General features: G+C 44.0%; 11 protein-coding genes and 1 tRNA gene. 1 reads left to right on the forward strand and 11 read right to left on the reverse strand.

Going from position 1 to position 12,080, the window contains the following annotated elements:
• Positions 1–119: 119 nt before the first annotated feature.
• From ACQEXS_RS15320 to ACQEXS_RS15335, 4 genes are all read right to left on the reverse strand, one after another.
• A complete protein-coding gene (locus ACQEXS_RS15320) occupies positions 120–638 on the reverse strand; it encodes an Hcp family type VI secretion system effector (protein ID WP_427014415.1) in 519 nt (172 codons plus the stop codon).
• Positions 639–1,248: 610 nt separating this feature from the next.
• Positions 1,249–2,097 carry a tyrosine-type recombinase/integrase gene (locus tag ACQEXS_RS15325; protein WP_427014416.1) on the reverse strand — a complete coding sequence of 283 codons (849 nt, stop codon included), beginning with the start codon at positions 2,095–2,097 and terminating at the stop codon, positions 1,249–1,251.
• 187 nt (positions 2,098–2,284) lie between these two features.
• Entirely contained in the window at positions 2,285–2,545 is a 261-nt protein-coding gene (locus ACQEXS_RS15330) for an integrase arm-type DNA-binding domain-containing protein (RefSeq protein WP_427014417.1), read from the reverse strand.
• A gap of 241 nt (positions 2,546–2,786) precedes the next feature.
• Positions 2,787–2,871: transfer RNA gene (locus ACQEXS_RS15335), tRNA-Leu, on the reverse strand.
• Between the two features lie 191 nt (positions 2,872–3,062).
• Between ACQEXS_RS15335 and ACQEXS_RS15340 the strand changes: the two genes are divergently transcribed.
• The gene (locus ACQEXS_RS15340; RefSeq protein WP_427014418.1) at positions 3,063–3,539 is read left to right on the forward strand and encodes an RDD family protein; all 477 of its coding nucleotides are present in this window, start codon (positions 3,063–3,065) and stop codon (positions 3,537–3,539) included.
• Between the two features lie 43 nt (positions 3,540–3,582).
• Here the strand turns inward: ACQEXS_RS15340 and luxS are convergent, their stop codons facing one another.
• The 7 genes from luxS to ACQEXS_RS15375 form a co-directional block, all read right to left on the reverse strand.
• Complete coding sequence (gene luxS / locus ACQEXS_RS15345) at positions 3,583–4,101, reverse strand: S-ribosylhomocysteine lyase (RefSeq protein WP_427012160.1); 519 nt, start codon at positions 4,099–4,101, stop codon at positions 3,583–3,585.
• A 17-nt stretch (positions 4,102–4,118) separates the two neighbouring features.
• A complete protein-coding gene (locus ACQEXS_RS15350) occupies positions 4,119–4,724 on the reverse strand; it encodes a hypothetical protein (RefSeq protein WP_427014419.1) in 606 nt (201 codons plus the stop codon).
• A 7-nt stretch (positions 4,725–4,731) separates the two neighbouring features.
• Positions 4,732–6,300, reverse strand: coding sequence for a glutamate--cysteine ligase (gene gshA, locus ACQEXS_RS15355; RefSeq protein ID WP_427014499.1), 1,569 nt, complete (start codon positions 6,298–6,300; stop codon positions 4,732–4,734).
• 106 nt (positions 6,301–6,406) lie between these two features.
• Positions 6,407–9,265 (reverse strand): M16 family metallopeptidase, encoded by a 2,859-nt coding sequence (locus ACQEXS_RS15360; RefSeq protein WP_427014420.1) that lies wholly within the window; start codon positions 9,263–9,265, stop codon positions 6,407–6,409.
• A gap of 9 nt (positions 9,266–9,274) precedes the next feature.
• Complete coding sequence (locus ACQEXS_RS15365; protein ID WP_367988127.1) at positions 9,275–9,736, reverse strand: YqaA family protein; 462 nt, start codon at positions 9,734–9,736, stop codon at positions 9,275–9,277.
• On the reverse strand, positions 9,730–10,680 hold the full coding sequence (locus tag ACQEXS_RS15370; RefSeq protein WP_427014421.1) for an NADP-dependent oxidoreductase: 951 nt from the start codon (positions 10,678–10,680) through the stop codon (positions 9,730–9,732). Before ACQEXS_RS15370 ends, ACQEXS_RS15365 begins: the two co-directional genes overlap by 7 nt.
• A gap of 96 nt (positions 10,681–10,776) precedes the next feature.
• Positions 10,777–12,075, reverse strand: a complete 1,299-nt coding sequence (locus tag ACQEXS_RS15375) for a sodium ion-translocating decarboxylase subunit beta (protein WP_367988125.1) — start codon at positions 12,073–12,075, stop codon at positions 10,777–10,779.
• Positions 12,076–12,080 lie beyond the last annotated feature (5 nt).

A 12,080-nucleotide genomic window follows, 5' to 3' on the forward strand; every position in this document is an offset into this window, starting at 1 on the left:
GCACTCCTTCCTAAAAAGACAAAAAACCCTAAACACAAATTACCACTCATACTGGTAGTTTGAGGTTAAGGTTTTCGATCGCCCACCATAGAGTGAGCGATCTCATATGAACGTAAAACTTACGCTTCAACTGGCTTACGCCAGTCATCAGAGCCTGAAGTACCTGCGTTAATATGATCCCAAGTGATCTTACGGTAAGTCAGTGACACCGTGATATTTTGGGTAAAATCAGACATTGATGGGTCTTGGCAATGTGGCATTTCACATTGGATATCAACGATAGAGGCATTTTCCAGCTTAGTGGTGAAGAAGTTTTCTTGTTTGCCTTCAATCGAAGTGCGGTACCACTTCAGCTCAACAGAAGACAGCTTCTCACCTGATGCCAGTGCGTTATATAGCAAAGGAACAGCTTTGTTCAGTGATACGGTGAATTGGAATGGCTTGTGAACACGTTGGCCTGCTGGTTGACCTGATTGTGGATCAGTCGGAACTGTCACCGTATGATCAAACTTCTGTACTAGCATCTCATCTTCATGACCCTCAACATAAGAGTCACCGATTGAGTCCGCTGTACATGCGCCCGCAGTAATAAGGCCCTGAACTTGACCTTCGATAGAGATATAACATGGAGTTGGCATAGCTAATTCCTTGAATGGGTTTAAATAACATCCAATTAGTAATCAATAGTTATGCCAAAAATAAACTCAGTACTTTTCATGAGATTTGATGAAATTTAGAAAACCTCAGGCAATTTATTGCTCAGAATCAAGCAAAAAATTGCCCACAGAACATGAAATTTCTCGCTATCATTTGAAAGGCGGACACCATAACTCTATTGATGCCTCTACTACCTTTTTGTATTCCCCTTAAAAGAATATAGCCTTTTCTTATTATGCATATTTATTCCCCTTACCATGACGAGCGAGGCAATATTGAAATACAAAAAATATTTTTGTCACAAATACGCCTACATATCTACTTAACTTCATAACCTACTGTTTTAAATGTTTTATTCTTGTAGGGCTAATAGTAGAGATAAGGTAGATGTGAATATTCGCATATCTACCACATTCAAAATACCATAGCACAAGGCTTTAGATTCATTTGGTAGACATAATAGATATATAATCGAAAAAGTTTATGACAACGTCTTAAAACAATCCACTTACCCACAGATAAATAAAAAAACCGCCACAAGGACGGTTGGAATAGTTATTTTAATTTATAGGCTAACTACGGGCTATGCTGTTATTGCATGGTTTGTTGTGAGCGTGAATCTATCCAGTTTTGAATATCACTTTCTTTCCAACTAACCGAGCTTGCTCCTAATGAAATGGACGGTGGGAACTTACCTTGATTCATCCATGAATAAATAGTTGCACGGCTAACGCCTAGTAATTGGGTAAGGTCTTTTAAACGATAAATACGCATATTTACCACCATAGTTTCACCTTTACTAGCTTGCTCTATACGGTCACTCCACCAATTCATTAGAGGCTTTCTACGTTCTAGGTAGTCTGTGTGATGGTAAGCCCTACGAATCTTATTAGGTTCTCGGTGTGATAGTGCCGACTCAATGACATCACCATCAAAGCCATTAGCGTTTAGCGTGGTACTGGCAAGTCCTCTTAAGCCGTGCGCTGTAGTTCTATCTTTAAATCCCATGCGCTTAAGTGCCATATTTGCACTTTGCTTGTTAGCGTATTTTCTGTGGTCTCTATCAGCAGGAAATATAAACTCTAGCCCGCTCGATATATGCCTCATACTCTCCAATACTTCCAAGGATTGAGGAGTTAACGGCACATAATGAAAAGCATCAATCTTTGACACGTACACCCGCCACAGGCTTTCCTCATAATCAATATCCTGCCACTTAGCTTGAGCTGCTTCACTCGGCCTAACCATGGTGTGTAATTGCCACAAGATAAGATTACGCGTGGTTATTGTGATGTTTGCCTCATCAATTTTTCTAACTAACTCTGGTAACTCTTCGGGTTTTAAAGCGGGCTGGAGTGTTACTTTTTGAGTGAGGTACAGCTTGGTTATCTCGGCGATAGGATTAAACTCAATAGCCCCATTAACCACAGCAAGTCGCATTACTTCATTAGCGATAATACAAAGACGGTTTAACAGTTTCTATCTTTCCTTGTTGAGCGATAGGGGCAAATACCGTTTTCATTAGTAATGGTTTAATAGCGCCAATAGGTGTTTGACCTGTTATTGGTAACAAATACTTATTAAGCATTTGCTCACGCTTTTGAAAAGTACTTGCCTTGGTTGTTTCCTATTTAATGGCTAGATATTGAAGCGCAAATGTTGAAAAGGTGTTCGCAAGGTTTAACCTCACTTCATGCTCAAGGTTTAATTGGTGGGCTTTAGGGTCGATATTCTGGGCCAGCAATGCGCTTGCCTCAGCTCTACGTTGCCTTGCTTGCGCTAGACTCACATCAGGGAATGAGCCAAAACTAATGTTAGTGCGCTTTTTAGTGATTGGGACGTCATACTTAAAAATCCATGACTTGGTACCACTAGGGCTAACCCTCAATTCAAGGCCTCAACCATCTCGCAAAGTTTTGACCTTGTCGATAGCCTTTGCTTGTTTTACTTCCGTATTCGTCAGAGGGGCAACGGTGCGAGCCATGAATTTGAGTCCTGATAGAATATTGTGGTACTAACAGTTCTAGCTGCAACCAAACACCTTTGGACGCTACTAGACGCCAAAAGCCCGTTAACACTGGATCTCAGACATAAAAAAAGACGCCCTTGGACGTCTTTTTTTAAGAATATGGTACCGGTGGGCGGACTTGAACCGCCACGCCCGAAGGCAACGGATTTTGAATCCGTCGTGTATACCAATTTCACCACACCGGCATCTTTGGGCTGTTGCCCTTTGATGATTGGCATTATACGTAAGAAGCGACGGCGTGCAACCATAAAAGCTTTAAAAGCCAATTGTTTGCTGATAATTTCGCCACAAATTGAGACACTGTGCGTTAGCTCTCTTTTCAGAACTGGATCCAGCCTATATCCTGACGCTCATCTTGATTTAGGTAAGCAGTTTTATGTCTAATACTCACTCACTTCCACCAGCAGGCTTATTTCGTCGTTTAGGGGCTCTTTTCTATGATGGTCTGATCATTATTGCCATTGAAATGATGGCCGCGGGGCTGGTTATTGCTCTGCTGCATGCACTTATCGCTATGGGCTTGTTCACTGCCGCACCTTATGAAGATGTCAGTGACTTCTTAACTAACCATCCAATATGGAGCCCAATCTATACTTTCTACCTAGCCGCCGTTTGGATTTATTTCTTTGTTTTTTTCTGGACTCGAGCTGGCCAAACATTAGGAATGCGAGCTTGGAAGCTTCAGATACGAAATGCCGATGGCACCCCAATAAGTGTGACTCAAGCTATGATTCGCATTGCAACATCAGGGTTTGGCTTGGCCAACTTAACCGTACCTTTTGATCCTCAAAAACGGGGATTTCATGACATATGGGCAAAAACTCAGGTCGTGGTTTTACCTAAGGCGCAATAAAAAAGGAAGGCTAAGCCTTCCTTTTTTATTAACCGTTAGAAACTCAGTCTACACGCAGCTCTTTTAGCATTGACTCCGGCAGTGCCAGCTCGTCATTTTTATTCACTAAAATGCCGGCATCAATAATGGCCGTTGCAATCGCTTTCGCTTCCTCTAATGAGTGCATTGCTGCTGTACCGCACTGATACTCATTCAATTCAGGGATCTTGTTCTGAGTTTCAACTTTCAGTACGTCTTGCATTGCCGCAAGCCACGCTTCAGCAACCTTTTGCTCTGAAGGCGTACCAATCAAACTCATGTAGAACCCAGTACGACACCCCATAGGCGAAATATCGATGATCTCTACTGAGTCCCCATTTAAGTGATTACGCATAAAGCCAGCATAAAGGTGCTCAAGCGTATGAATGCCTTTTTCAGAAAGGATGTCTTTATTTGGCTGAGTAAAACGTAAATCAAATACCGTTATGGTATCGCCTTTTGGCGTGGTCATGGTCTTTGCTACACGAACTGCGGGTGCATTCATTCGTGTGTGGTCAACGGTAAAACTATCAAGTAATGGCATTATCCTTCTCCTACTGATTAAAAGAACCAGCTTCTGTTATCTTCCAATTCTTGTTGGCATTGCTTCAACTGCCAACCATAATCTTTTGCCTGCTGCTCAACTTTGCGCGCTACTCGCAATAGTGATGGTTTCGAGTTGTACGTTTTGCGCTTAAAGCCACCTCTTCCTTCATGATAGGCGAGGTATTGATTGTATGGGTCCCACTTTGAAACCCCAAGTTGCCTCTGAGTTTCACTGGTATACCAACCTACAAACATGATGGAATCATCAAAACTTGTTCGTGAACCACCATGTCGTGTCGCTTTTTGGAAATCTTCCCAAGCAGGATCTTGTGCTTGTGCATAACCATACGCGCTGCTGACTCGCCCCCACGGGATAAAACCCAGTAGATAATCTCTAGGAGGACGAGCGTCATGCTTAAAGCTGCTTTCTTGTTTTATGAAAGCCATTGCTACATGAATAGGTGTCCCCCACTCTTTTTTCATGTCTAGTGCATCGTCATACCATCCCGGCTTTTCACGGAATATTTCACAAATATTAGACTGCTTTTTAGGGGGGGCTGTCGCACATCCCGCTAAGATGGCGACACCAAATAGTATTGAAAGGGTTTGGGCAGCTTTCACGCAGTGGTTACTCTTTTAAATAAGCGAAGTAGTCTTGTAAAAACTCATCAAAGCCTTGTGTATCTGCTTGTTCAACCGCTTGTTGTGCAGTAACAGAGCGTTCAACTTCTTGTTCCATTTCAGCTTGAGAGTAAGTTTTATATTGGTGAGCGAGATGCTTCTGACGATACTCTTTGCCAAACGCACACCCCACTTTACCTAAACCGCCTAGCTTTTTAGTGTCTTCAAGAAGTTGCCCTGAAATCGTAAGCTCGGGGTTATCAATCCACTCTAATAATTTATAGCAAACACTCTGGTATGCCGAACCGCCATTCGCCTTATCCATTTGCTCAGCAACTTGCGTCAACTCAACAAATACGCGTTTTGCCCATGCTTGAAGTGTGAGAACTTCGCCTTTACAACCAATCTGAAGTTCAAGGCCGGGCTTACGTCCTTCGATAATGACTTTATTCCAGTTTTGTCGCCAACACTCAAGTTCACAATCGTCCATTGGCTCTGAGTCTGACAAAGCGGCCCATGTTAAAAATAGATCTAAGAAGCGTATTTGTTCATCACTGATGCCTACAGCACTATATGGGTTCACATCAAGAGAACGAACCTCTATGTATTCAACGCCACCTCTTGCGAGCGCATCTGAAGGCTTCTCACCACTCTTGGCTACGCGTTTAGGACGAATAGGCGCATAAAGTTCATTTTCAATCTGCAAGACATTGCTATTCAGTTGACGATATTCACCGTCAACTTTCACACCAATTTCAGCAAACTCTTCGGATGGTGTGCGGATGGCTTTATTGAGCCCATCCAAATACTGTTCAAGGCTATTGAAACCAATTTTCAAAACACTTTGTGCACTATTGGTGTAACCAAGGTCGCTCAATCTTAAAGCCGTGGCTTTTGGCAGGTAGAGTGTTTTTCCAACACTTTCAAAAGGCAGTTTTGTATCTCGACCTTGGATGAAGGAAGAGCAAAGTGCAGGAGAAGCACCAAAGAAATACGGGATCAACCAACCAAAACGGTAGTAATTGCGGATCAATGCGAAGTATGCAGTCGATTTAGCTTCTGCCCGCTCAGCTTCGCCTTGCTCTCCTAATAAGCCATCCCAAAAACTTTCAGGAAAAGAGAAGTTAAAGTGCACCCCGGAAATGATTTGCATCAAGCTACCGTAGCGGCGTTTAAGCCCTTCACGATACAAGGTTTTCATTCGACCTGAGTTTGAGCTTCCATATTGCGCTAGATTGATATCGTCTTCACTTCCGACAAAGCAAGGCATAGAAAGAGGCCACATTTTTTCTTCACCCAATTTGGTTTGAGTAAAATGGTGAATGTCCTCTAACTGCGAAAGAAGTTCATCAATGTCGTTGGATACTGGTGTAATAAATTCCAGCAGCGATTCAGAAAAATCCGTTGTAATCCATTGATTTGAATACGCCGAACCTAGCTCCTTAGGGTGCGGTGTTTGTGCCAGGTAGCCATCTTGGTGATAGCGCAATGTTTCACGCTCAACACCACGGCCAAACTGTTTGAATATTTCCGGATTACGTGCAACTCGCTCAAGTCGCGCAGCAAAATCAGTCAAAATGCGGTCGCCTATATCTGGGGTAAGAAGCAACGCGCTTCTTACTGGCTTATAATCGCAGAAGGTGAACAAGCACCTTCTGCTTTTGCTCTAATTTATGTGTACTCTAACGGATGATTTCAAGCTCTTCTACGGGAATCTGCAACTTTTCTAATTGCGGCTTTAACGTTTTCGCATCCCCTACCACAATAATTTGGTAGTCATTGGGGTTAAACCATTTCTTAGCTAATACATTTAGAGTGTCTCTACTTACCGTGTCTACAATCTCATTACGCTGCTTAAGATAATCTTCATCCAAGTTATAGGTCAGGATAGAACTTAACAATAGAGCCTTTTGCGAAGGTGTTTCATACTTAAGCGCATCTTGTTGACCGACGGCAAGGCGTAAAAATTTCATCTCTTCTGCATTCATACCCGATTGGCTATATGTCTCAAGTTCTTTACGCATCTCTTTAATTGACGGAATGGTTGCATCGGCTCTCACTTGGGCATTAAACACAATGGCACCAATTTCTCGGTTTGCCGCCAGATAACCACTGGCCCCATAGGTGTAGCCTTTATCCTCACGTAGATTTTGGTTTAAGCGGCTGTTGAAGTTCCCAGCTAAATTAAAATTCGCAAGTTGGCTAAGGTAAGTCTCTCCGATTGCATCAAAAGGTAAACCTTGACGTACCATTCGAACGACACTCTGTGGTGCATTGGGTTTATCGACTAAAAAGATTTTCTGCCCTTGCAAAGGTTTAACAATTTGAGGGCGAAGCAATGGAGCAGCTTCTCCTTTCCAGTTATCAATAAAGGCCAGCTGCTTTTTGATATCACGCTTGGAGATATCTCCAACAACTACAACCTGCGCTCCCTGCGGAGTATAGTGCTGTTGATAAAAAGCTTTCACATCCGCTAAAGTGAGCCCTTGGATTGACGCCATAGAACCATCACTCGAGCGAGCAAAAACGGCATCACCAAATAAGACTTCACGTGTTGCCTGCGATGCCATCCACGTTGGTTTTTGATGCTGATAGACAACGCCTTCCAACATCTGCTTTTTCACGCGATCAAAATCAACTTGGTTAAATGCAGGGTTAAACAACACTTCTTCCACGATATCTAAAGTCGGTTTTAGGTTTTTCTCTAACGTCGACACTGAGATGCTTGTGGTATAGCTTCCTGCATTCACAGAAACAGAACTGCCTAATTTGTCTAATTCAGCGGTCAACTGCTCGAGGCTATGTTTTGTCGTTCCTTCTTGCATCAGAGAAGCGGTTAGATTAGCAAGCCCCTCTTTGCCTTTCGCGACATAGCGCTCACCTGCGGGGAAACGGATCTCTAGCTGAACAGTTGGCGTTTCATTTGAAACCGTACCTAGTAATTCAGCACCGTTATCAAAAAAAATGTTATAGAGCTTGGGCATATGAGCCTTAACGCCGTCAGCCACCTCAGGCATGACAGAGCGATCAAAGTCATCGTCTGCTCGTCGATAGGCAAGCTGATCATCACTGATCTTTTGGTACTGAGGTAAATCGCGGGGCGGCGTGACATAATCCGCTGGCTTCACGGCATAATCTTTCTTGCCTTTCGGGACCACACTTAATGTGACTTTAGGGTGACCGTTAACGTATTGCTCATACGCTTGCATTACCGATCCAGGTGTCACTGCTCGAATCTGCTCAAGCTGCGTTTGAAGGCGATCAGGTTGATCAAAGAACGTCTGATTCGAAGCTAATTGACTAACTTTGCCGCGTACACTTTGCAAAGCAAATACGGCATTGGCTTCGGCGCTACCCGTGATCTGCTCAAGGCGTTCTTTATCTACCCCTGTTTTTTCGAAGTCATTCAGCGTTTGCATCAGCTCTTGATACAAGGGCGCAAGTTTGCCTTTTTCTCCTGATGGCCCCATGGCATAAACGTAGAAAGTACAAGAGAGTTCAGCACAATCTTGAAATGCACCTGCGTCCACCGCTTTCTGTGTTTTCACCAGTTTTTGATAAAGCAGGCTGTTTGCCCCATTACCCAGCACATTGGCTAATGCGTTCAGTGTCGCTTGGCTGTCATGGCCGTTATACTTCGTCGGCCACCCCAGCAGCACCATCGGCTGCTGAATTCGATCTTCTAGCGTCACATATCGATCTTGTTTCAATGTCGTTGGTTGTTTTGGCGCTTTCTCTACTTTTGGCCCTTCAGGAATGGAACCAAAGTACTTATTGATCCACTCTAAGGTTTGATCAACGTCGATATTACCGCCAATAGTCAGCACAGCATTGTTGGGCCCGTACCAACGAAGGAAGAACGCTTTCAGGTCATTAACATCAACACGATCAAGATCTTCTACATAACCAATTGTCTGCCATGAATAAGGATGACCTTCAGGATACAGCGCCTCTCCCATCTTTTCCCACATCAATCCATACGGGCGATTATCATAATTTTGAGCACGCTCATTCTTGACAGTATCACGTTGTATTTCGAATTTTTTCTGCGATACCGCATCGAGCAAAAAACCCATCCGATCAGATTCAAGCCATAACATTTTTTCTAATTGGTTTGAGGGCACGGTTTCGAAATAATTGGTACGATCACGATTCGTTGTGCCATTTAACGTCCCTCCCGCTTCAGTGATAAGTCGAAAATGCTCTTGGTCACCCACGTTCTCGCTGCCTTGGAACATCATATGTTCGAAAAAATGAGCAAAGCCTGATTTGCCAATCTCTTCGCGGGCAGAGCCCACGTGATAGGTCACATCTACATGCACTAAAGGATCAGAGTTATCCGGAGACAAAATCACCGTTAAGCCATTATCTAAACGATACTTTGAATAAGGAATGGAGGCTTTACCAGGTAGGGCTTTTACATCCTCAATTAAAGTGACACCTTCCGGTAGGGAGGAAAAAAAAGGCACCGATGGTGTTGACGTGGCGGAGCAACCGTATAGGGCGAAAACAGAAAACGCACCTAACCAGATGTATCTCATGACATCTCCTTAGAAAAAACCAAAAAACATTGCTGCAAGCAAACTATAGCGGAAGGCTTTGCCTACCAAAACGAAAAGTAAACAGGGCCAGAAACGCATTCGAAGCCATCCCGCCGCTAGGCATAGTGGGTCACCAATAATGGGTAACCAACTGAAAAACAACGTCCAGTAACCATACTGACTTAACCATTGCATTGCTTTATGACCATGTTTTTCATCTTGAGTTCGATTTGGCAACCAAAGTCCTAACCAATAGTTGGTCATCCCTCCTAAGGTATTGCCCAAAGTTGCCATCAGGATAATATCGAGTGTGCTGTATTGATTAAGATTGAGCGTCGCAATCAGTCCGGCCTCAGAACCACCCGGTAATAAGGTAGCGCTGAGAAAGCCAGTCAAAAATAAGACCCAGAGAGCTGAGTCAGAAAACCATAGAGCAACGGTTTGGAAGGCGGCATTAAATGCCTCTAACATTGCATATCAAGCAAGATCTTGCCTCGCGTATGTCCTGTTTCTATTTGCTGGTGAGCGAGTGAAACGTCTTTCATTGGATAAACCTGTTGGATTTCCGTTTTTAAGATCCCCACGCTTACCATATAAAGCATGGTATCTAATTGCTCAGGACTTGGATCAACCAGCATGCCAGTCGCATCAAAACCCAGTAGCTTTGCTTTTTCACAAATCAATTCTGCAGTTAACGTCGGAACGGTGACAACTCTTGCGTTATCTTTAAGACATTTCAAGGCATCTAATGCGGCATCCCCCCCAACTAGATCAATTAGCACATCCGCATCCTCTACACGCTCTGACACAGGGGCAAATTGATAGTTGACAGCATGAGCACCTAAGGTTGCCATGTAGTCTAGATTGCTTTCACTACACGTTGTAAAGACTTCTGCTTTTGCAGCAACGGCAACTTGAACGGCAAGGTGTCCAACACCGCCAGCACCCGCCAAGATTAGCACTCGTTCACCTTCTTTAACTGCAGCCTTATCCAGAGCTTGTACAGCAGTTTGTCCAGCGAGCGGTAATGCCGCTGCGGCCTCAAGTGTGACGGAATCCGGGACAAGGCTCAGTTCAGCTTCTGCGACACAAACATATTGACTATACCCACCCCCTTGCAGTGGAAAGCCGACAAAGCCAGCGACACATTCACCCACTTGAAACTTCGCCACACTCTCACCTGTTGCGATCACTTCCCCCGCAATATCATAGCCAGGGACCCATGGAAGCTTATCTTTGTTTTGTGACGCAGCCCAACCTAAGCCAGCTCGTGTTTTTACATCAATAGGATTAACGCCTGAAAAAGCAACTTTCACCAATACTTCACCAGCTTTAGGCTCGGGGATTGGGGAAGACTGAATAGCCAAAACATCAGCATTACCAAACTGTGTTATTGCGATTTGTTTGTTTTCCATTATGAGTATTTCCCTGTTCATGTAAAAAGGGATGCATGAAGCATCCCTTTGAATATATACCATTTCTTGGTTTAAAGTTAATTACTTGTTCGCAGATTAACCAACCAACGCAAGCAAAATACCTGCCGCGACTGCCGACCCTAATACCCCGGCAACGTTTGGCCCCATCGCATGCATCAATAAGAAGTTTTGAGGGTTCGCTTCAAGGCCAACTTTGTTGACCACACGAGCTGCCATTGGTACAGCAGACACCCCTGCTGCACCAATAAGTGGGTTAATGTCTTCTTTAGAAAACTTATTAAGCAACTTGGCCATCAATACACCGCCAGCAGTACCAATACTAAAGGCAACAGCTCCGAGGGCCAAAATACCAAGAGTTTCTATGTTCAAGAATTCTGCTGCTTGCAGTTTTGAACCAACACTCAAGCCAAGGAAAATCGTGACAATATTAATCAGCTCATTTTGGGCCGTCTTTGAAAGACGATCAACAACACCAGCTTCTCGCATTAAGTTGCCAAGGCAGAACATACCAACAAGCGGCGTAGCCGATGGTAGGAAAAGGATAGCCATCATTAGTACTGCGAGAGGAAAGAGCACTTTTTCCATTTTCCCTACATGACGCAATTGAGCCATTTGGATCTTACGCTCTTCAGGAGAGGTCAGTGCTTTCATGATTGGTGGCTGGATAATTGGTACAAGAGCCATATAACTATACGCCGCAACTGCAATCGCACCCAGTAAGTCCGGCGAAAGTTTGCTTGCTAAGAAAATAGCTGTCGGTCCATCTGCACCACCAATGATCGCAATCGATGCAGCGTCGGGCATACTAAATTCCATACCAGGAATGTAGTTCAACAGAATGGCACCAAACAGGGTAGCAAAAATACCAAATTGCGCCGCAGCACCTAACCATAAGGTTTTAGGGTTCGCGATGAGAGCACCAAAGTCTGTCATCGCACCTACTCCTAGAAAGATCAGAAGTGGCGCTACACCAGAAGCAACGGCAACGTTATAAAACGTGTATAACGTACCATCCGTGAACTTGGCACTGTGAGCAAGTTGCTCTAGCAATACAAGCTGCTCCTGCTCGGCAGCCTTATAAGCCACTCTGAGTACATCGGCAGATATATCAGAAGCACCAAGGATCGAAGCAAACTCTGTCAGTAGCTTAACGTCACCAGAATAGATAGCGTTAAGTACTGCACTGTTCGCAAGCCCGACCACTGGGATATTTGCCAAAATAGCCCCGAAACCAATAGGCAGTAGTAATAAGGGTTCAAAGCCTTTACGAATCGCAAGGAACAATAGTACACAACCAACGAAGATCATACACAGTTGACCAAGCTCAAAGTTAGCAAGACCAGTCTCCGACCATAGAGTTAATAATCCGTCCATGCTAC

It is taken from the genome of Vibrio sp. TRT 17S01 (assembly GCF_050113695.1).
In the GTDB taxonomy this organism is placed as follows: domain Bacteria; phylum Pseudomonadota; class Gammaproteobacteria; order Enterobacterales; family Vibrionaceae; genus Vibrio.

Bases quoted from the DNA above. Each gene is read 5' to 3' on its own strand.
- ACQEXS_RS15325 (WP_427014416.1), bottom strand. From the start codon at position 2,097: ATGCGACTTGCTGTGGTTAATGGGGCTATTGAGTTTAATCCTATCGCC.
- ACQEXS_RS15375 (WP_367988125.1), bottom strand. From the start codon at position 12,075: ATGGACGGATTATTAACTCTATGGTCGGAGACTGGTCTTGCTAACTTT.
- luxS (WP_427012160.1), bottom strand. From the start codon at position 4,101: ATGCCATTACTTGATAGTTTTACCGTTGACCACACACGAATGAATGCA.
- ACQEXS_RS15320 (WP_427014415.1), bottom strand. From the start codon at position 638: ATGCCAACTCCATGTTATATCTCTATCGAAGGTCAAGTTCAGGGCCTT.
- ACQEXS_RS15340 (WP_427014418.1), top strand. From the start codon at position 3,063: ATGTCTAATACTCACTCACTTCCACCAGCAGGCTTATTTCGTCGTTTA.
- ACQEXS_RS15370 (WP_427014421.1), bottom strand. From the start codon at position 10,680: ATGGAAAACAAACAAATCGCAATAACACAGTTTGGTAATGCTGATGTT.
- ACQEXS_RS15360 (WP_427014420.1), bottom strand. From the start codon at position 9,265: ATGAGATACATCTGGTTAGGTGCGTTTTCTGTTTTCGCCCTATACGGT.
- ACQEXS_RS15365 (WP_367988127.1), bottom strand. From the start codon at position 9,736: ATGTTAGAGGCATTTAATGCCGCCTTCCAAACCGTTGCTCTATGGTTT.